Origin of the sequence: Streptomyces sp. NPDC048659 (genome assembly GCF_040650575.1) — a bacterium.
GTDB lineage: Bacteria > Actinomycetota > Actinomycetes > Streptomycetales > Streptomycetaceae > Streptomyces.
Genome location: NZ_JBEZHM010000071.1, coordinates 16222 through 35046 on the forward strand (window position 1 = coordinate 16222; position 18825 = coordinate 35046).

At 69.5% G+C, this 18825-nt stretch carries 17 protein-coding genes and 1 pseudogene; 14 read left to right on the forward strand and 4 right to left on the reverse strand.

The window, feature by feature from the left end:
* Positions 1 to 410 precede the first annotated feature (410 nt).
* From AB0C99_RS34565 to AB0C99_RS34575, 3 genes are all read left to right on the forward strand, one after another.
* Entirely contained in the window at positions 411 to 1364 is a 954-nt protein-coding gene (locus AB0C99_RS34565) for an ankyrin repeat domain-containing protein (protein WP_362483633.1), read from the forward strand.
* A gap of 246 nt (positions 1365 to 1610) precedes the next feature.
* Complete coding sequence (locus tag AB0C99_RS34570; RefSeq protein ID WP_362483635.1) at positions 1611 to 2486, forward strand: hypothetical protein; 876 nt, start codon at positions 1611 to 1613, stop codon at positions 2484 to 2486.
* 256 nt (positions 2487 to 2742) lie between these two features.
* Positions 2743 to 4020: a Vps62-related protein gene (locus AB0C99_RS34575; protein ID WP_362483637.1), complete on the forward strand. Its 1278-nt coding sequence runs from the start codon at positions 2743 to 2745 to the stop codon at positions 4018 to 4020.
* 290 nt (positions 4021 to 4310) lie between these two features.
* Here AB0C99_RS34575 and AB0C99_RS34580 read toward each other — a convergent pair whose 3' ends face one another.
* Together AB0C99_RS34580 and AB0C99_RS34585 are read right to left on the reverse strand one after the other, a co-directional pair.
* Positions 4311 to 5309, reverse strand: a complete 999-nt coding sequence (locus AB0C99_RS34580) for a hypothetical protein (protein ID WP_362483639.1) — start codon at positions 5307 to 5309, stop codon at positions 4311 to 4313.
* A 541-nt stretch (positions 5310 to 5850) separates the two neighbouring features.
* Positions 5851 to 6165, reverse strand: coding sequence for a glyoxalase/bleomycin resistance/dioxygenase family protein (locus AB0C99_RS34585; RefSeq protein ID WP_362483641.1), 315 nt, complete (start codon positions 6163 to 6165; stop codon positions 5851 to 5853).
* Between the two features lie 1943 nt (positions 6166 to 8108).
* Between AB0C99_RS34585 and AB0C99_RS34590 the strand changes: the two genes are divergently transcribed.
* The 11 genes from AB0C99_RS34590 (at position 8109) to ehuA (ending at position 17960) form a co-directional block, all read left to right on the forward strand.
* Positions 8109 to 8507, forward strand: a complete 399-nt coding sequence (locus AB0C99_RS34590; RefSeq protein ID WP_362483643.1) for a hypothetical protein — start codon at positions 8109 to 8111, stop codon at positions 8505 to 8507.
* An 837-nt stretch (positions 8508 to 9344) separates the two neighbouring features.
* The gene (locus AB0C99_RS34595) at positions 9345 to 9680 is read left to right on the forward strand and encodes a hypothetical protein (protein WP_362483644.1); all 336 of its coding nucleotides are present in this window, start codon (positions 9345 to 9347) and stop codon (positions 9678 to 9680) included.
* 1394 nt (positions 9681 to 11074) lie between these two features.
* Positions 11075 to 11221, forward strand: coding sequence for a hypothetical protein (locus AB0C99_RS34600; protein WP_362483646.1), 147 nt, complete (start codon positions 11075 to 11077; stop codon positions 11219 to 11221).
* Positions 11222 to 11480: 259 nt separating this feature from the next.
* Positions 11481 to 12029 carry a diaminobutyrate acetyltransferase gene (gene ectA, locus AB0C99_RS34605; RefSeq protein WP_362483648.1) on the forward strand — a complete coding sequence of 183 codons (549 nt, stop codon included), beginning with the start codon at positions 11481 to 11483 and terminating at the stop codon, positions 12027 to 12029.
* 74 nt (positions 12030 to 12103) lie between these two features.
* On the forward strand, positions 12104 to 13375 hold the full coding sequence (ectB, locus tag AB0C99_RS34610; RefSeq protein ID WP_362483650.1) for a diaminobutyrate--2-oxoglutarate transaminase: 1272 nt from the start codon (positions 12104 to 12106) through the stop codon (positions 13373 to 13375).
* A gap of 29 nt (positions 13376 to 13404) precedes the next feature.
* Positions 13405 to 13809 (forward strand): ectoine synthase, encoded by a 405-nt coding sequence (locus AB0C99_RS34615; protein ID WP_362483652.1) that lies wholly within the window; start codon positions 13405 to 13407, stop codon positions 13807 to 13809.
* A gap of 171 nt (positions 13810 to 13980) precedes the next feature.
* Positions 13981 to 14880, forward strand: a complete 900-nt coding sequence (gene thpD / locus AB0C99_RS34620) for an ectoine hydroxylase (RefSeq protein ID WP_362483654.1) — start codon at positions 13981 to 13983, stop codon at positions 14878 to 14880.
* A 32-nt stretch (positions 14881 to 14912) separates the two neighbouring features.
* Positions 14913 to 15830 (forward strand): ectoine/hydroxyectoine ABC transporter substrate-binding protein EhuB, encoded by a 918-nt coding sequence (gene ehuB, locus AB0C99_RS34625; protein ID WP_362483656.1) that lies wholly within the window; start codon positions 14913 to 14915, stop codon positions 15828 to 15830.
* A gap of 12 nt (positions 15831 to 15842) precedes the next feature.
* The gene (ehuC, locus tag AB0C99_RS34630) at positions 15843 to 16520 is read left to right on the forward strand and encodes an ectoine/hydroxyectoine ABC transporter permease subunit EhuC (protein WP_362483658.1); all 678 of its coding nucleotides are present in this window, start codon (positions 15843 to 15845) and stop codon (positions 16518 to 16520) included.
* Complete coding sequence (ehuD, locus tag AB0C99_RS34635) at positions 16520 to 17155, forward strand: ectoine/hydroxyectoine ABC transporter permease subunit EhuD (RefSeq protein ID WP_362483667.1); 636 nt, start codon at positions 16520 to 16522, stop codon at positions 17153 to 17155. Before ehuC ends, ehuD begins: the two co-directional genes overlap by 1 nt.
* Positions 17145 to 17960, forward strand: a complete 816-nt coding sequence (gene ehuA, locus AB0C99_RS34640) for an ectoine/hydroxyectoine ABC transporter ATP-binding protein EhuA (RefSeq protein ID WP_362483660.1) — start codon at positions 17145 to 17147, stop codon at positions 17958 to 17960. Before ehuD ends, ehuA begins: the two co-directional genes overlap by 11 nt.
* 95 nt (positions 17961 to 18055) lie before the next feature.
* On the opposite strand, the gene AB0C99_RS34645 is transcribed toward ehuA, so the two are convergent.
* Together AB0C99_RS34645 and AB0C99_RS34650 are read right to left on the reverse strand one after the other, a co-directional pair.
* The gene (locus AB0C99_RS34645; RefSeq protein ID WP_362483662.1) at positions 18056 to 18556 is read right to left on the reverse strand and encodes a nucleoside deaminase; all 501 of its coding nucleotides are present in this window, start codon (positions 18554 to 18556) and stop codon (positions 18056 to 18058) included.
* A 174-nt stretch (positions 18557 to 18730) separates the two neighbouring features.
* Positions 18731 to 18825: pseudogene (locus AB0C99_RS34650) on the reverse strand (cyanate hydratase); the annotation flags it as partial.

Consider the following 18825-nt stretch of genomic DNA (forward strand, 5'->3'; position numbering starts at 1 on the left):
CCCCCACCCGGACGGGCCGCGCCCGTCGTGGCGCGGACCGTCGCCCATTCGGATAGTGCCTTGCGGCGGCGATCCGGCCCTGGCTGTGGGCGTCTTGAACGCCGTGGACGTCTTGGGGCGCCGACCTGTACGCCAGGGTCACCGCCACGGCCTCCTGCACCGCCCTCGCGGGACTCGCCATCACCTGCTGGATCGGGCACCCGGTCCCGTCGGAAAAGCCGGCGCGGGCAACGGCTTTGGGTGGCAGGATCATGCTCCCGCCGCCCATGGCCGACCGAGACGGCCGACCGGGACGGCCGACCGAGCCGCCGCGCTTCCGGTCTCCGTCGCCGCCACGACAGGTAGGCGGATCAGGGGAGTGGGGGACGGGAGCGGGGAGGGGCAGCAGGGACGGAAACGGGAACGGGGACATGGAGTCGTTCATCGCGGCGGTGCGCGCCGGGAACACGGATGGGGTGCACGAGCTGCTGAAGCAAGGCGCCGACCCCGACATCGTCGACGAGCACGGGACCCCCATGGTGACCCTGGCGGTGGAGGCGTTCGACACCGAGATGCTCGGCACGCTCCTGATGAGGGCGGACGCGGTCGATCTGGAGCGCGTGGACGCGGGCGGCCGTACACCGCTCATGCGCGCGATCGAACTGGGCGACCCGGACGTCGTCTACAGCCTCCTCGCGGAGGGGGCACGGCTGGAAGCCGAGGACGCGGAGGGCCGGGACGCCCTGGCCCTGGCCCGGTACTGGCACGAACGGGACATCGAGGCCGAGGTGCGCCGGAGAAGCGGCGGTCCGGGGCCGGTACGGCGGCGCGTCATCCACTCCGAGTCACCGTGGACCTGCGAGGAACTGTCGCTGGGGGACGTCAGGTTCAGAACCGGGCGCAGCGCCGTCCTCACCGACCTGGAGCCCCGGTGCGGCGTCGCGCCGTCCTTCGACGAGCTGCTGTCCCGTGTACTGGCCGAACCGAACGTCGACCATGCTGTGTGGGGTGAGGCATCCATACGCCTCGCGGAGCGCCGGGACTGGGCGGTATGGGACAGCGCCGCCGCCCTCCGCGGCGCCCGGGACCCGCTGGAGCGGTACATCGGCGCCGAGGTGCTCCGTACGACGAACCTCTTCGACGAGAGCGACGAAACCCCGTTCGACGGACCGCTCGTCGACTTGTTCCTGCCCTGGGTGGTGGAGGAAGAGGACCATCGTGTGGTCTGGTCGCTCACGGCCGGCCTCACCGATACGGCCGATCCGCAGGTCGAGCCCGCCCTTCCCCGGGGCGAGGCCGTTCTCGACGCCCTGGTGCGTCCGTGCGAGGACTCCCCGTACGAGGATCTGCTCCACGACATAGCCCATCACCGCGGCTTCTGCTGAGCCGGAACGGCGACCGGCTCACCCCGGTGACCGCCTCCGCGCCTGAGCGTGCGTCGGAACGACGTGCAGGTGTCATCGGTGCCCCCCGATCTGCATCTTTGGCCCTCCTGGGGAGCCGGGGCGGTGGCGTACGTTCGAGGTTCGGCCGTACGGCGACCCGAAGGACTGAGTGTGCGAGCGACAGCGCGACCCGCCGGGTCACCGACGAGTGCGTCGGCATCGGCGCGGCGGGCGCAGGAGGTCGGGGTGGCGGGCCCCGCCGGGGGAATGCCGCACCCCGCCGTGCTCGCCACCCTCCAGCGGACGGCCGGAAACGCGGCCGTGGCGCACTGGGTGCAGCGCCAGGAGGAGTCCGAGGCCAGGGAGGAGGCGCGGCAGAACGCCGCGCAACCGACCCAGCACCCGGAGTGGTCCGCGTTCTGCGCGGCCATGAAGGAGAAGGGCATCTCCGACGGCGACGCGGACATCATCTGGCAGCTCGTCCTCGGCGGCATCGCCGAGCAGGGCCCGCTCAACGACGAGGCCATGGGGCGCACCGGCCGCCAGGAGCAGCGCGACCACCGGGCCACGAACACCTGGTTCCAGGAGCTGGGGAAGTTCGCCAAGGCGTACCTGGCGATCGACAAACCGGCGCTGGCCCTCTGGTCGGGCGGCAAGGAGGCCAGCGATTACGCCGAGAAGAAGGGGCACTCCCCGCTGGAGTCCACCCGTATCGGGAGCGTGATCCACAGCCTCTCCCTGACGTCGGTGTGGACGCTCAAGACGCCGATGTGGAACGTCCTGTCCAAGGAGTTCGTGCAGCAGGCCGCGGATCACCCCGTCCACATCTTCCTCAGGGTGCACGACCCCGAGAGCGTCCTCGCCCTGCAGGAGGTCCCGCAGCTGAAGCTCATCCGGAGCCTCTTCCCGACCAAATGGCACCCGCTGTACGAGACGGGGGAGGGGATGAGGGAGATCGGCAAGGACCTCACCCTGGTCGACGACGCGGCCTACGACACGCAGGAGGAGTGCGTGAGGATCCTCTCCACGTACCTGCGGTACCACCACGACCCGGCCAACGAGAAGTCCGAGCGGGCCGCCGCGAAGATGCGGGAGCTCGCTGCGGCCGAGGGCGAGGGGTAGCCGGCGGCACGTGGCCGATCCGCGGAGCGCATCGGGGATGTCGCGATCCGGCCTTTCGTACGGCTGGGACGGGGTGAACTCGTGACGGTTTCCCTGGTCGTACGGGATGGCGGGTCGAGTTCAGGCCGTGGGCCCGGGCGCGCCCGCCAGGGCTCCGTATCCGTACGGACCGCCCGGTCCTAGTGTCATGGGGTTCCGGCCGCTGGAACGCGCTGCCTCGTATCCCCGAAGGGGACTGGCCGAGAGGGATGGGTTCATGGCACTGACACCGAACTGGAAGATGACGTTCGGGGAGTTGACCGTCGCCTTCACCAACTCGTACCACAAGGTGTACGACAACAACGGCGCCAAGTCCGACTACAACGGCACGTTCTACTACCCGCTGCCCACCGACCAGATGAAGGCGGACGGCGGCACCTGGTACTGGCTCGGCGGGACGATGGTGGCCGCCTGGAACGCCACCCCGTCCATCCCCACCCCCATGTTCAAGGTCCCCGACGGCTCGGACATCCTGCAGGCCCCGACCGGGTGGTCGAAGGTGTGGGACGACGACAAGTCCGGTGCGGACATGTGGGGTTCCTGTTGGAACGCCAACGCGCCGTCCGGCTACATGTCGCTCGGGCCCGCCTTCAGCTCCCAGGCGCACCTGAACACGTACTACGCGCCGGGCAGCGGCGACGGCGTGGACACCTTCCGCTGCGTCAGGGAGGACTACGTCCACGCCGCGACGATCGGCTCCCGGATCTGGAACGACGACGGCAGCGGCGCCCAGATGGACCTGGCCTGCTGGAACGTCGTGGCCATCCCGGCGGGCCAGGACGCCTGGAACGACGGCTCCACCATGCTGATGGCGGTCAACTCCTACCTCGGCGTGGGCAACTACGGCACCCCCTCGAACACCGTGTACGTGCTCAAGGTGCCGACCATCGGTGAAAGCACCGGGCAGGTGGCGCAGAAGCCGTCGCTGACCAGCACGGACGAGCCGGCCGAGTACACCGACCCCGTGACCGACCACCGGGTCATCGTGCCCTGCAGCGGCATCAAGGACCCCGGCAAGGACGCGGCCCACCAGGTCTCCGAGACGCCCTTCTACACGCTGGAACGGGAAGTCCGCTACCACCGGGTCCTCTACCGCGACAACACCACCGGCGACACCGACCAGGACCCGTACGAGGACGTCGCCGTCGGCGTCTCCGACAGCCAGAGCAGCACCTTCTCGGCCGACTACAACATCGACGTCGGCTTCTCCCTCGGCGTGTCGATCGGCTCCGAGGACAAGGGCAGCGTCGGCGGCCAGATCGGCGTGAACCACAGCGTCACGCTGGGATACGCGACGACCACCTCCGTCGCCGTGATGCAGACGGACACCATGCACATGGACCTCCACGTACCCGCGGGCCAGGCGGGCGCGCTGTGGGCCGAGAGCCACCGGATCAGCCCCCGCCGAATGAACGGCGAGTCCGTCGCCTCGGACGACGGTCTCGGCTACGACCTCAACGGCAGCACCGTCTCCAGCACCTACCCCCACTCCTGAACCCACCGGCCTGGCCCAGACCGGCTCCGCCTCGCCCCACCCTGGACCGTCCGACGCACTCGAACGACGATGGCGCTCCGTACGACAGTGAGGTGTCCCGGCTGGTGACGGCCAGTACGGTCGCTCAGTTCGGCAGCTGGCAGGTACCGTACGGGAAGAGTCCCGGAGGCGGCAGCCGGACGGCGGACGCTCGGGCGGCCCGGTCACCCCCGTGGACCGGGCCGCTCGCGGTGTGCGCCCCGCCCCCGGCCGTGTGACGGCCGGGGGCGGGGGCTTTGTGGTGCCTGGGGTCAGGCGGTGCCGTCGATGGAGCCGGTCTCGTCGAAGGGGCCGCCGGGGACCATGCTGCCGAAGAGGCCGCCGATGAGTTCGTCGACGTTGAGCGTGGTGGCTCCGGCGGGGGCGACGGGCGTGACGCCGGTGCTCGTCTTGAGGCTGAGGCCGAACTTCTTGACCTTCGCGTTCTCCGCGAGCGCGGCGAGGTCCACGTACACCTCGGTCAGGGCGCCGTTCTTGACGGTGAAGTCGGCCTTGGCCTTGACGTCGGGGACGTCCTTGAGGTCCTTCTCGGTGGGCAGCGCCATGCCCGCGGGGAGGTCCTTGGCCAGCGGGCGGATCCCGGCGAGGAGTTCCTTCAGGAGGGTGCGGGCGGGGGCGGTCGCGGTGATCCGCTCCGCTCCGTCCGCGCCGTCGGCGCTGGTGAACTCGACCTCGCGGGCGATGACCTTGCGGACGGACTCCAGGAGCTTCTGCTGGGTGGCGGCGTCCAGGGTCGGCGCGGCCGACGGCGCGCCGGACGGCTCCGCGCCGGGCTCCTGCATGAACTCCTGTCCCGCCTTGGTGAGTTCGTCGGTGCGGAACTTCACCCACTGGCCCTCGATGACCTTCTTCAGGCCGGCCGCCTCCGGGGGCAGCTCGTCGGCGGGCGGCAAGGGCGTGCCCATGACCTGGTTGAGGGCCTTGAGGTCGGAGCGGATGTAGGTGAAGTCGCCGACGGCGCGGTACTCGAAGAGGTCGCCGGACGGGGTGCTGACCTTCATGGCCGTGCCGGTGAGGTCCTTCTCGCCGGACTCGGCGAGCGGCTTCTTCGACTCGACGGTGAAGCTGATCTTCGCCCCGCTGAGCAGCTTCGCGGCCTCGTCGGGGATCTCCTCGCCGGGCGCGGGCTTCGAGGAGGCGTCGAGCTCCTTGAGCGTGGCGACGTCCGCGTCCAGGTCCAGCTCGAAGGAGAGCGACTTCTCCTTGCCCAGCTTCTCGAACGCCTGGTCGATCTTCTGCCCGGCGGACACCTGCTGCGCCGTGCCACAGGCGGCGGTGCCCGCCAGGACCGCGGCGACGACTGCGGCGGCGGAGACGGTCTTGCGTATGGCGGTGATGATGAACTCCTCGTGGACACGGCCGCGCTGTGCGCGCGGCCGGTGCTGACGTCGGTCACAACGGCGCCGGACGGCGGTCCGTCCGGCGAGGCTCTCCGGCGGTCCGGTCGGACGCGCCGTGCCCGCGTCCCCGGCACGGGCGGGCGTGGGCCTGTCCGTGCTTCGGGAGCGGGTGCGGGGAGCCCCTGCGAGGTGAGCTCCGGTCGGAGCGGCGAGGCCGCCCCTGCCTGGACTCTCTCATGGAGCGGGGTGCCGGGGCACTGCGAATATTCGGCAACGAAGCGCGCCGAATCTTGCCGGATCCGGCTTCCCTGACTGCCTGCCCACGCTGGACGCGGAGGCCCGAAGGGGCCGTCAGGAGCTGGAGGGGCAGGGGTTCTCGGACTCCCGGTGGCTGCGGGGCCCTCGGGCCCCAGAGGTCTACGGCCCCCAGGTGCTGCAACTGCGACAGTGCTCAGGATGCGTGGACGTCGATCGTCCGGCCGTCGGGGTCGGTGAGGATATGGCGTCCTGGCTTGAGCGGCGGAGTGGCCGTGCTGCCGTCGACGGCCAGGCCGAGGCGCAGTGCGTCTGTCTGGCGTCCAGGGCCGGCTGGGTAGAGCTCGAACACCATGCCGTCTGGCAGGACCGCGGCGTAGTGCTCGGGGCCCTGGCCGTGCCGCTCTGCGGCGAAGTCCAGGCCAAGGGCCTGGTAGAAGCGCCAGCATTCCTCAAGCTGCGGCGAGTACAGCACCAGCAAGGTAACGCCGACTGCCTTCGGGTGACTCATCGGTTCCTGGCCTTTGCTGGCGTCGAGGGGATTGGACCGTAACGCAGCAAGGGCGCGTGGGTTGGGGAAGTTGTGAGGCTTCTGTCCGCGACCGACTGCACTTCGTCCCAGGCCCAGCCAGCTACACACGTACGCTAACGACGAGCGGCTTCGGAATCCACGATCACGATCCAAGAGGCTGGAGTACTGACCAGCTCCGTCCCACTGCTGAGGTTCTCGTCGTGTTGTCGGTCGTGACGGGCGGTGATCTCTGCAGCGCGCCGGCGTCGTGCTGCAGGAACACTGATGGCTGGGCGGCGGTCATCCGGCCGTGCCATTGTTCTGGAGGTGGGCCGGGGAGGTTGTGCCGTCCGTTTGGCGGGGGTGTTTGGTGGGGTCGATCGGTGTCGTGTGTGTGGTGGCAGGGCTCGTCGGTGCGGGGCTGTTGCGGTGGTTGCCTGCCAGAGGACGTGCGGACGACCTGACAGCGGTCGGTGTCGCTGGGGTGAGGGGCGGTTCGAAGGCCGAGCTGACAGTGGCCGTCGTAGAACTCCACCGTGCGGGGGCGATCGCGGTCGGGAGGTCCGGCCGGCTGCGGAGGGTGTTGCACACCAGCCCCGGACGTAATGCGACTTCGCTGCACCGGGCCGCGTGGACGGTGCTCGGCAGGGATCTGTCGGCCGCTGATGCAGCCGTCGCTCCGGCGGTACGGCGGGCCCGGGAGGAGGTGCGTGCCGAACTCGTCGGGCGTGGTCTGCGGTGCGGCTGAGTCCGGCTGGCAGTGGCTGGACTCCTGGCTCTTGCGGCGGGCAGCACGGCCGTGGCCGTAGCGGTGAAGGGATCCCTCTGGGCGGGTCTGCCTCTGGCTGTGCTCTCACTCGCCGTCCTTTACGCCCCGATGCGGACACTGGCCGGGCACCGCTTGCTGCGAGAGATGCGCCGCCTGCATCCCCTTCCCATCGACACCACGGCCGGGCCGGAGGAGATCGGGCTCCTTGTCGCGCTTCACGGGCGTCGGGCCTTGCGTCTGTTGGTTCCGAAGTTCGCCGCGGGCGCCGGTCTGCTGGGTGCTCGTACCGCCCGGGAAACCGTTGCCCGAACGGAGGGCGACTCGTACGGCTCAAGTGCCCTTTCCGGTGATGGCGGCATCTGAGCGGGCGCCGCTGAAGTCTTCAGGGTCGAGGTGGCGGGGGGAGTGAGAGTCCGATGCCGGCCCGTCAATGAGGGCGGGGCGGAGGTGGATATGCCGCAGGTCCTCGGCACAGGGTGAGGGGGAGATGGTCCGGTTTGGTGAAAGCCGTGTTCGCGGGTGGGTCGTGCCGCAGAGACGGCCGTAGGACTTCGCCGACTCCGCTCGCCGTGCTGTAGCAGCACAGTGCGGCCACCGCGATCCGGTGGGGCGGAGCGTCCGCGGACGCGGACGACGTCGGTGTGTTCGCACCCACCCCAAGTTCGGGCACGTGGCGGCGTCATTGCCGACCCCTTCGCCGGATAGAGCAGCGGGCCGTACAGCAGCCACGCACAATCGGATGACCTGGAGACCATTTTTCCGTCAGCCTCTTGGGCTGACTCGACTGCGACTACGGTGTCCTGGCCGCGCGGTGGATGAGGGGCGGCTGGGTGGGACCAAAGCCCTGGTCAGACAGGTCTTTCAGTGGGTGGCGGCCGAGTAAAGTCAAGGAAAGATAAGGGGTGTTCATGAACTTGCTCCTGTTTCGTCGGTAAGCAGGCCGGAACAATTCGACGATCCGGCACCTTGTCCAGTCATTTCCGCACCTGCCATCCCGGACCCCATCCCCTCGGCAAGTGCTGGACGATTACTGACTGCGGTATGGCAGCCGTCGGTGAGGAAGCCCTTTTAGCCAAGTAGGGGGCAGTGGCTCGAATTGTTGTGGCCATCGGCTGGTCCCGTCAGCTTGTTGTGCCAGCAGTCGCCGATGTCTCCACGGCTCACTCCAAGGAGGATGGATTTGCCCCCTCCGGCTATCCTGACAGGAACCTGGTGGATTCTCGCCGCAGTCTCCACAGCGATCTTCTTGGTCGTCTGTTTCATTACAGTGCCGGTCCGTAGATATCGGATCCGACTGGCATGCGCCCCGCTCTTCGGTCTGTTCTATTTGCCAGCCGCAGCGGGCCTGCGCGGGCATGATCTCAACACTGTGCTGGCGATTCATGCCCTGACCATGATGAGTGTTGCGATCGGTATCGTCGGCCGGGGCAAGGATCTGAAAGAGATGTACGACGATAAACGGCTGTATGGCAAGGGCAGTAGCCCTCCGAGGCTGACGGCACAGTTCCTGGCGTCGGGAACCTTGGCGATAGGGGTCCTGTTGTGGCTTGGTGGAGCCTTCTCGGGAAAGTGATGCTCCGCAAGTAGTTTACTCATTGTGCACGGCTTCATTTTGATCCCGAAGAAATACTGCATGGGGAGGTGCGGCGGATGCTATTCGGCGCCGCGCCCATCGACTCAGTACACGTGGTGGGAGAGGTTTTTCGGTTATATCTGACTGGCGCCGATCTGTAATTGCTTGTGCTGCGGTTCTGGATAGTGGCCGGGTCCTCTCGGGATTCGGCGAGTGCGGCAAACAGTTGCACTGTTGCTCTCAGTGTTTCACGCGGTGCGGAAATGAATGGATTATTCCGCTCGCTATGGAGTGTGTTGATCCTGGATTAGTGAGGCAGGATTCAACAATGATCCGTCCGGGGTGGTCTGTTGAGGGAGGGATGATTCGTGGGTGACTGGCTGGACTTGGTCTGGGGTGGCGTCGTGGGTGCTGGTGCTACGGTTGTCGCGCTCGACTATCGGAACATTGGGTTGCGTATGTACGACCTGATATCCGAGCGGTCACCTGGTGGCGGGGTTGATCCACGGTTCTCGCCCGACATTATGCGAGGAATCTTTGGGGTGGTCGGTGTCGCCGCCCTTGTGGCCACTGGTGTGAGGGCGTTCGGGATGGTCTGAAGTTCCAGCGGCGTCATGGCCAATGCAAGGGCGACCTAGGGGATTACCTTGTTGTCGGTCGGCAGGCTTGGGACTGTTCTCGTGAATCCGATTCCTTGAGAGGGGGAATGTCTTGAATTGCAACTGGTGATGGCAGCGCGCGTACGGCCATATTCGGTTCATCAATTATCGCTGATGAGGCGGCTAGATTTTGCTTGATAAATCCTCCCCGGCGTGGTGGGTATTTGCTGCGGCCAGTGTGGCTGCCTATCTCTTGGTCATGTTCCCGGGAATGGTGAATCTGAGGCAGAGGCTATTTGTTTCCTGTGGACCGGTGGTGGGGTTTCTCGCACTTCTGGCCTACTGTGCTAATTATGGCTTGCCGATGGTGGAAATGCTCCCCGTCTATGTGGCTCTGTATGTTGCTCTAGCTCTAGGTGTGGTGGGGCACTGGAAAGCGCTGCGTGAATACATGATTGAGCGTGCCGAGAATCCTGGGAAGCCCTATGACGGTACTGCAGTCCCGTGGATTCTGCAGATGGCTTTTTCGGTTCCGGTTTTCCTTGGGGTGGCTTTCTGGTATACCAGCCGCTGATTGAACGGCAGTGCGGGCTGCCTGATCGTGGTCTCGACCAAGCAGCCGCCATGATGGCGAAGTCATCTTCCTGCACAGCCTCCGTGCGATCGGTCGCGTTCCCGCCGGGGAACTCATCGCGGGCCTATGGCGCGGCTACAGCGTCAAGGTCCTCGCTCCCGCAGCGCCGCTGCCCCGGCCTTGGCCGCCCGGGGTTGACTGGCGGTCAGTCACGGGCTTGGGAAGTGGGCGGGGCCTCACGTTGTCGGGGAAGTCGCACACGTCCGAGCCCATGTTGGACCACGGCCTGGCGGGACGCTTGAACCACCGCGGGACCAGGTCGGCTCGCGCTGGTGGAACACGGCCATGTCCACGGTGTCGTACATGCACTCCCCGATGTAGTCGCTCTTCTTGGCCGGCGCGGCGCTCGTGGGCGCCGCCAGTGCCAGCGGCGCCAGTGCGACCACGGCGGCCAGACCTGCAGCGGTCAGAGCCGAACCCTCCTTGGGTTCTGGCCCGGCCTGACAGCGGTGTTCTGCCCACCGACATGCAGCATTGCGTCCGCTGCCTGTCCGTCCTCACACTCCCCGCAACACACCGGCTGATGTGTCCCACCGCCTACGCCCCTGACCTGCGAATTCCTACGGTCTGGCGGTACCTGACAGCCCCCCGAGCAGCGCCAGGACCTGCGGTCTTTCCCGTGTACGGGCGTGCGTGCCGGCACCGGACCAGCACCGGAACGTGGAGTGCTGGTCCGGGAACGCCGGCGTCTGAGATTGGACGGCGGCGTGAGCTCCCCGGTTTCAGGAGGAATTTTGCCGCCGGCGACGAAGCGGTCGGGCGGGTGGTCGCCGCGCTGATCACCGCCGCGGGATTCAAGCCCGTCCGGGTCGGTGAGCCGGACGAACAGAGGTCTGCGGCGACATCCACGAGTACGCCGCGCTCGGCAAAAGGCCGCGATGCGTACCGCGGGCGCATGAGGCTCTATGGGTGAAGCGCGGTGTCCGGACTGCTTCGGCAGACCTTGCGCTGGGTCGCGCGGAGAGATCCGCTGCCGGGCGGTGTCGGGGCCCCTCGGGCCCGGCTGCCCGGGGCGGCGTCCGTCTGCACCTGCCTCGCGGCCCCGCGAGGCCCGCCTTGCTGAGCGTCCTCGCCCGCCTGCGACGGTTCCAAGAGGGGCTGGGGGCCCGCTGACGGTCACCGATCGGCTCACGCCACCGATCGAGGTGGCGGCCGTCACGGCGGCGTCCGGCGCCGGTGCCGCTCCGAGGGAAGTGGATCGCCGTGACGAACGACGAGCACTTCAACCAGGTCACCTACACAATCACGGCCGACGGCCACTACCTCTACAGTGGGCCGCGCGACGACGGCGCACGGACGGCACCGCCCGGCTCCGGGTCGGCGGCGAGTTCGACATGCAGTCTGCCCCCTGCCTGGAGGAGGCGATCGCCGACGCCCGCAGCGACGGCTCCACCCTCCTCAAGGGCCTCTTACGCGCCCACAGCCACCGGAACGCCCCCGTGGTCGCGGATCCCGTCGCCGTCGGCGAGGCGGATACCTAACCCGGTCCAGCCGGAGCAAACGTGCGCGGAATCGACAATGCCGTAACGCTCGGATAGCGATCGTGAGACACCACAAAGGTGTTACCTCGTCGTTATAGAGCGAGGATTCGCCCCACTAAAACGTCATTTGACACCCCAGTGATACGAACGATGATCGATTTCGGGGCCCGCCGATCCTTCGCGCGTAACAGACTCCCGCCCGCCGCGAAACCCCTTCGGTCCAGGACGTTCGCGATCTCGCTGGGTAACTTCGGCGCCCATGACCACGGCTCACGCAGCACCTGAACGCGACCGGACGACGACCCCCGACCTGCCTCCCGGCTGGACCATCGACCGACCGGAGGTGGCCGACGGGGCCCGGCTGTGGCGGCTCGCCCGCGACTCCCGGACCCTCGACGTGAACTCCTCGTACAGCTACCTGCTGTGGTGCCGCGACTTCGCCGAGACCTCCGCCGTGGCCCGTGACGCGGACGGCGCGCCGGTGGGCTTCGTGACCGGGTACCTGCGACCCGACGCGCCGGGGACGCTGCTGGTCTGGCAGGTGGCGGTGGGCGCCCCGTACCGGGGACTCGGCATCGCCGGGGCGCTCCTGGACCGTCTCTGCGCCCACGTCGCCGAGACCCACGCGATCGACGCCGTCGAGACGACCATCACGCCGGACAACCCGGCGTCGGAGCGCCTGTTCGGCGCCTTCGCCCGGCGGCACGATGCCCGCGTGCGCCGGACGGTCCTCTTCCCGGCGGGCGCCTTCCCCGCACCCGGCCACGAGGCCGAGGTGCTGCACCGCATCGCGCCCCTGGCCTTCTGACCTCTCCGCGCGACCGCCACCGGGAACACCGCTCCCGCCCTCACGCCCCCACCCCCCCACCACCGGAGATCGCCATGACACTCGCCGCCCAGAACGCCCCGACCGTCTTCGAGACCGTGGAGTCGGAGGTCCGCAGCTACTGCCGCTCCTGGCCGACCGTCTTCGAACGGGCCACGGGCAGCCGCCTGTTCGACGAGCACGGCCGCCCCTTCCTCGACTTCTTCGCCGGCGCCGGCTCGCTGAACTACGGCCACAACAACCCCGTCCTCAAGCGCCCCCTTCTCGACTACCTCGGGGCCGACGGCGTCACCCACGGCCTCGACATGTCGACGACGGCCAAGCGGCGCTTCCTGGAGACCTTCCACGAGACCGTCCTGGCCCCCCGCGGCCTGCCCTACAAGGTGATGTTCCCCGGGCCCACCGGCACCAACGCCGTCGAGGCGGCGCTGAAGCTCGCCCGCAAGGTGACGGGCCGGAAGACGGTGGTCTCCTTCACCAACGCCTTCCACGGCATGTCCCTGGGCTCCCTCGCCCTCACCGGCAACGCGGGCAAACGCGCCGGGGCGGGCGTACCCCTGACCCACACCACCCAGATGCCGTACGACCACTACCTCGGCGGGCAGACCCCCGACTTCCTCTGGTTCGAGCGGCTCCTCCAGGACACCGGCTCCGGCCTCGACCACCCGGCCGCCGTGATCGTCGAGACCGTGCAGGGCGAGGGCGGGGTCAACGTCGCCCGCGCCGAGTGGCTGCGCGGCCTCGCCGACCTGTGCCGCCGCCGGGACATGCTGCTGATCGTCGACGACATCCAGATGGGCTGCGGGCGCACCGGCGACTTCTTCTCCTTCGAGGAGGCCGGCGTCACCCCCGACATCGTCACCCTCTCCAAGTCCATCAGCGGCTACGGACTTCCCATGTCCCTCTGCCTGTTCCGCGACGAACTCGACGTATGGGAGCCCGGCGAGCACAACGGCACCTTCCGGGGCAACAACCCCGCCTTCGTCACCGCCACCGCCGCCCTCGACACCTACTGGCGGGACAACGCGCTGCGCGACCGCACCCGGCGGCGGGCCGGGCACCTCGCGGGCGCCCTCGGCGAGCTCACCGCGGGACAGGAGCGGCTCGGCGTGTCGTACCGGGGCCGCGGCCTGGTGTGGGGGCTGGAGTTCCCGGACCAGGGGCGCGCCGAGGCCGTCTGCCGGCGGGCGTTCGAACTGGGCCTGCTCGTCGAGACGTCCGGGCCGCGCGACCAGGTCGTGAAGCTGCTGCCGCCGCTGACCGCCACCGACGACGAACTGGACGAGGGGCTCGGCATCCTCTCCCGCGCCGTCCGCCACACCGCCTGAGCCGCCCTCCCGAGAGAAAGGCCCACCCCGTGATCGTCCGCACCTTCGACGAGCTGGAGAACACCGAGCGGCACGTCCGGTCCGCCTCCGGCACCTGGGAGAGCAAGCGCATCGTCCTCGCCCGCGAGCGCGTCGGCTTCTCCCTGCACGAAACCGTCCTGTACGCCGGGACCGAGACCTCCATGTGGTACGCGAACCACGTCGAGGCGGTCGTCTGCACTGCCGGCGCGGCCGAACTGACCGACCACGAGACCGGCACGACGTACGCCATCGTCCCCGGGACCATGTACCTCCTCGACGGCCACGAGCGGCACACCCTGCGGGTCGAAGAGGACTTCCGCTGCCTGTGCGTCTTCAACCCGCCGGTCACCGGCCGCGAGGACCACGACCGGAACGGCGTCTATCCGCTGCTCACCGAACCCGGGGATGCCTGACGCGCGGGGCGCCTGACGCCTGAGCGCGGGTCGCCTGAAGCGCGGTTCGCCCGACGCCCGACGCCCGACGCCTGACGCCCGGTCGCCCGGCGCCCGCACAGACCACCACCCCCACAGACCCCCCGCCCACCCGACGACCCTCCCGCACCCCCGAGAAAGGCCGGCCCCACGATGATCACCGCTCCCGCCCGCCCCGTCGACCCGTACCCCACCCGCGGCTCCGAGGAGGCCCTCGTCGAGCGCAAGGAGCCGGTCGTCTGGTCCGAGCCCGGCACCCCAGGCCCCTTCTGGCCGCGCGAGCTGGAGGAGTACGAGCGCGACGGCTTCTTCGCCGTCGACGCGCTGGTGACCCCGGAGGAGGTGGTCGGGCTGCGGGCCGAACTCGACCGGCTCGTCGGCGACCCCCGCGTACGGGAGGACGAACGCGCGATCGTCGAGCCGCGCTCGCGGGAGATCCGCTCCGTCTTCGAAGTGCACCGGATCAGCGAGGTGTTCGCGCACCTGGCCGCCGACCCGCGCCTCGTGGACCGCGCCCGGCAGATCCTCGGTTCCGACGTCTACGTCCACCAGTCCCGGATCAACGTGAAACCGGGCTTCGGCGCCAGCGGCTTCTACTGGCACTCGGACTTCGAGACTTGGCACGCCGAGGACGGGCTGGCCCGGATGCGGGCCGTGTCGGTGTCGATCGCCCTGACCCCGAACTTCACCACCAACGGCAGCCTCATGATCATGCCGGGCTCGCACCGCACCTTCCTCGGCTGCGCCGGCGAGACGCCCAGGGACAACTACAAGCGTTCCCTGCGGATGCAGGACGCGGGCATCCCCTCGCGCAAGGCGCTCGGCACCTTCGCCGAAGCCTGCGGGATCGAGCACTTCACCGGCGACGCAGGCTCCGCCGTCTGGTTCGACTGCAACGCCCTGCACGGATCCGGCGACAACATCACCCCCTTCCCCCGCAGCAACGTGTTCCTGGTCTTCAACAGCGTCGAGAACGCGCCCGAGCTGCCCTTCGCCGCCCCCGTCCGCCGCCCCTCCTACATCGCCGCCCACGACACCGCGCCCATCGGCTGACCGCCGTGCGCACGTCCCCCGGAAAGGACCCTATGAGCCGGCCCCCGCTGCTGGACCGCCGCCGCTTCCTCACCCGTTCCCTGGGCATCGGCACCCTGGTCGCCGCCCCGGCCCTGCTCGGCGCCTGCACCCGTACCGACGTCGGCGGCGGGAGCCCCGAGGGGGACGCGGACCTGCTGGCCGAGCTGCGCCGCCAGGGCCACGTCCGGATCGGCTTCGCAGGCGAGGCGCCGTACGGCTTCCAGGACGGCGGCGAACTCGCGGGGGAGGCGCCCACGCTGCACTGGGAGATCTTCACCGCCCTCGGCGTCGGGGAACTGCGGGCCACGCTCACCGAGTTCGGCGCCCTCGTACCGGGGCTGCTCGCCGGACGCTTCGACGTGGTCAGCGCCGGCATGGCCATCACACCCGAGCGCTGCGCCAAAGTGATCTTCTCCGAGCCCGAGTTCGTCTCACCCGCCGCGCTCATGGTCCGCGCGGGCAACCCCAAGGGCCTGAGCGACCTCCGGTCCTGCGGCGAGAAGGGCGCCCGGGTCGGGGTGCTCACCGCCGCGGTGGAAGCCTCGTACGCGAAGGCGGCAGGTGTCCCGGACGGTTCGGTGAGGACGCTGGCCAAGCAGCAGGACGGCCTGGACGCCCTGCTCGCCGGACGGATCGACGCCTTCGCCCTCACCGCCATCTCGCTGCGCTGGCTCGCCCGGACCAACCAGGGCGCCGCCGTGCGGGTCCTCGAACCGTTCGTGCCCACGGTCGACGGCGTCGCCCGGTACAGCCCCGGCGGCGCCGTCTTCCGGCCCGGGGCCACGGCCCTGCGCGACGCCTTCGACACCGAGCTCGCGAAGATCACGGGAGATCCCGACCGGTACGTGGGCCTGATCGGGAAGTACGGCTTCACCGAGCGCGAGGTGCCGCCCCGCACCCTGCGCACCGCCGATCTCTGCGCGGCCTGACGGGACACGGAAATGGCCGACTTCCTCCCCGAACTGGGCCGGGCGCTCCCGGCCCTCGGCGAAGGCGTCCTGGTGACCCTGGCGGCCACCGGGCTCGGCGCGGCCCTCGCGCTGTGCCTCGCCTTCGCCCTGGGCCTGGCCTCCCGCTCGCGGTACCTCCTCGCGCGCGCCGCCACCCGCGTCGTCGTCGAGTTCCTGCGGGGGACCTCGCTGTACGTCCAGCTCTTCTGGCTCTTCTTCGCGCTCCCGATGCTGGGCTTCCGGCTGGAGCCCCTGGCCTGCGGGGTCCTCGCCTTCGGCCTCAACTACGGGGCCTACGGGGCGGAGGTGGTGCGCGGCTCGATCGCGGCCGTGCCCGCCACCCAGACCGAGGCCGCGATCGCCCTCGGCATGGGGCCGGGACAGCGCCTGCGGCGCGTCGTGCTGCCCCAGGCGTACGTCCTCATGCTCCCGCCCTTCAAGAACCTCCTCATCCAGCTCCTCAAGTCGACGCCGCTGCTGTCCCTGGTCACCGTGGCGGAGCTGACCTTCCGCGTCGACCAGCTCCGCTCCGCGACCGGGGCCACCGTGTCCGCGTATCTGGTGCTCCTGCTCGTCTACTTCGGCGTGGCGGCGCTGCTCGGCGCCGGCATGAACGCGCTGGAACGAGCGGCGAAGGCACGGCTGGGCCAGGAAGGCGGTGGCGCGTGATGTGGGACATGGACGCGGCCCGCGCGGCGCTGCCCGTGGTGCTGTCCGGCTTCGGCGTCACGCTCCTCGCCACCGTCCTCGGCTTCGCGGTGGCGGTGGTCGCCGGACTGGCCATCGCCTTGGTGCGGCGGTCCGCGGCCCGCTGGATCGCCCGGCCCGTCGGCTGGCTCGGCGCCTTCGTGTGCTCGACCCCGGTGATGGTGCAGCTCTTCGCCGCCTGGGTGCTGGTGCCGGGCCTGGCCCCGCTGCCCCTGGGTGTCCTGGTCCTGGGGCTGCACTACGCCACGTACCTCTCCGAGGTCTACCGCGCCGGCATCGACGCCGTGCCGAAGGGCCAGTGGGAGGCGTGCGCGGCGCTGTCCCTGCCGCGCGGCCGGGTGTGGCGGGCCGTGATCCTGCCCCAGGCCGTACGGAAGGTGCTGCCCTCGCTGGGCAACTACGCGGTCTCCCTGTTCAAGGAGACCCCCTTCCTGTCGGTCATCACGGTCGGCGAGATGGTGCACGAGGCGAGCACCTTCGGCAGCACCCACTTCGCGTACCTGGAGAGTCTCACCCTGGCCGCCGCCGTCTTCCTGCTCGCGAGCTGGCCGACGTCCCTGCTCGTCCGCCGCCTGGAGGCCCGCCTTGCCCACTGACACCACCACCGCGGGAAACCCTCCCCCTCCCCCTCCCGCGGACAAGGTCCGCTTCACCCGGGTGACGAAACGCTACGGGGAACACACCGTCCTCGACGGACTCGACCTCGCGGTCGCCCCAGGCGAGAAGGTGACCCTCATCGGCCCGAGCGGCTCGGGGAAGACCACCATCCTGCGCCTGCTGATGACCCTGGAGCGGGTCACGGACGGCATGATCCACGTCGACGGGCAGCCCTACTCCCACATGCCGACGGGACCCGGCGGGCGGCTCGTCCCGGCGAGCGAACGCCACCTGGCGCCACGCCGGCGGCGCGTCGGCATGGTGTTCCAGCACTTCAACCTCTTCCCGCACATGAGCGTGCTGGCGAACGTGGTGGAGGCGCCGCTGCACGTCCTCGGGCTCCCCAGGGACGAGGCGGTCCGCCGCGCGCGCGAACTCCTCGGCCTCGTCGGCCTCGCCGCCAAGGAGGACACGCACCCCACGCGGCTCTCCGGCGGCCAGCAGCAGCGCGTCGCCATCGCCCGCGCCCTGGCGATGCGCCCCGAGATCCTGCTGCTGGACGAGGTCACCTCGGCGCTCGATCCCGAACTCGTCGCCGAAGTCCTCGACGTCCTGCGCGACATAGCCCGCGACACCGACATCACCCTGCTCTGCGTCACCCACGAGATGGGCTTCGCCCGGGACATCTCCGACCGCGTCCTCATGTTCGACCACGGCCGCGTACTCGAATCGGGGCCACCGGACCAACTCCTCGACGCACCCGCCCACGAGCGCACCCGGGCCTTCCTCGGCACGATCGCTTGAGCGCCCGGTGCGAGATGCTCCGCGTCCATGGCGGACAGCCTCAGTGTCCGTGGGTATGGGGCGCCCCTGACCACACCCGGGCCCGGGCCCCGGGGTCAGGCCGCGGTCGGTGCTCCCGGGACGCGGCGGCTGCCCCCGTTGCGCTCCTGCCAGGCCCGGTACACGTCCACGGCGTCTGCGCGCGGCTCGTGGCGCATCGGCAGCCGCCGCTCGTCCCAGTCCTTGGCGAACTCGGCGTAGAAGTTGTCCAGCTCGAAGTACTTGCGGTCGTCCACGTAGTGCGGCTCGTAGGCGTCGCGGGTGGTCAGGAAGACGACCTCGTCCGGCGAGCAGTAGTAGAGGGCGCCCAGGCACATCGGGCAGGGCAGCGCGAGGATGTAGATCGTGGCACCGGTCAGGTGCTCGGTGCCCAGCTTCCGGCACGCCTCGCGGATCGCGAGGATCTCGGCGTGAGCGGTGGGGTCGTTGGTCTGGGCGACCCGGTTGGGGCTCTCGGCGAGGATCGCGCCGTCCTTGACGATGACGGTGGCGAAGGGGCGGCCGCCCTCGGCGACGTTCTGCCGGGCGAGGTCGATGGTGCGCTGTGCGAAGTCCATGACGTGTTCCTCCAGGGTCTTGGGGGGGAAGGGGCGGGGCGCGCCGTCATACGGGGGAGCGGCCCGCCCCTGGCCTGCCGGGGGCCGCGGGCTAAGGGGCTTGCCCGTGGACTCGTCCGGCAGGGGGGGAGAGGTGCGGAAGAGGTGCGGAAGAAGTGCGGTGAAGGGTGCGGCTCAGAAGGGCTTGGTCGGCAGGTACTTGCCGTCCAGGGTGATGACGGCGCGCTCGCCGCCCTCGGGGTCGGCGACCTTCTTCACGTCCAGCTTGA

Bases quoted from the DNA above. Each gene is read 5' to 3' on its own strand.
- AB0C99_RS34565 (WP_362483633.1), top strand. From the start codon at position 411: ATGGAGTCGTTCATCGCGGCGGTGCGCGCCGGGAACACGGATGGGGTG.
- AB0C99_RS34575 (WP_362483637.1), top strand. From the start codon at position 2,743: ATGGCACTGACACCGAACTGGAAGATGACGTTCGGGGAGTTGACCGTC.
- AB0C99_RS34585 (WP_362483641.1), bottom strand. From the start codon at position 6,165: ATGAGTCACCCGAAGGCAGTCGGCGTTACCTTGCTGGTGCTGTACTCG.
- AB0C99_RS34590 (WP_362483643.1), top strand. From the start codon at position 8,109: ATGGATTTGCCCCCTCCGGCTATCCTGACAGGAACCTGGTGGATTCTC.
- AB0C99_RS34600 (WP_362483646.1), top strand. From the start codon at position 11,075: ATGCAGTCTGCCCCCTGCCTGGAGGAGGCGATCGCCGACGCCCGCAGC.
- ectA (WP_362483648.1), top strand. From the start codon at position 11,481: ATGACCACGGCTCACGCAGCACCTGAACGCGACCGGACGACGACCCCC.
- ectB (WP_362483650.1), top strand. From the start codon at position 12,104: ATGACACTCGCCGCCCAGAACGCCCCGACCGTCTTCGAGACCGTGGAG.
- thpD (WP_362483654.1), top strand. From the start codon at position 13,981: ATGATCACCGCTCCCGCCCGCCCCGTCGACCCGTACCCCACCCGCGGC.
- ehuB (WP_362483656.1), top strand. From the start codon at position 14,913: ATGAGCCGGCCCCCGCTGCTGGACCGCCGCCGCTTCCTCACCCGTTCC.
- ehuC (WP_362483658.1), top strand. From the start codon at position 15,843: ATGGCCGACTTCCTCCCCGAACTGGGCCGGGCGCTCCCGGCCCTCGGC.
- ehuD (WP_362483667.1), top strand. From the start codon at position 16,520: ATGTGGGACATGGACGCGGCCCGCGCGGCGCTGCCCGTGGTGCTGTCC.
- AB0C99_RS34645 (WP_362483662.1), bottom strand. From the start codon at position 18,556: ATGGACTTCGCACAGCGCACCATCGACCTCGCCCGGCAGAACGTCGCC.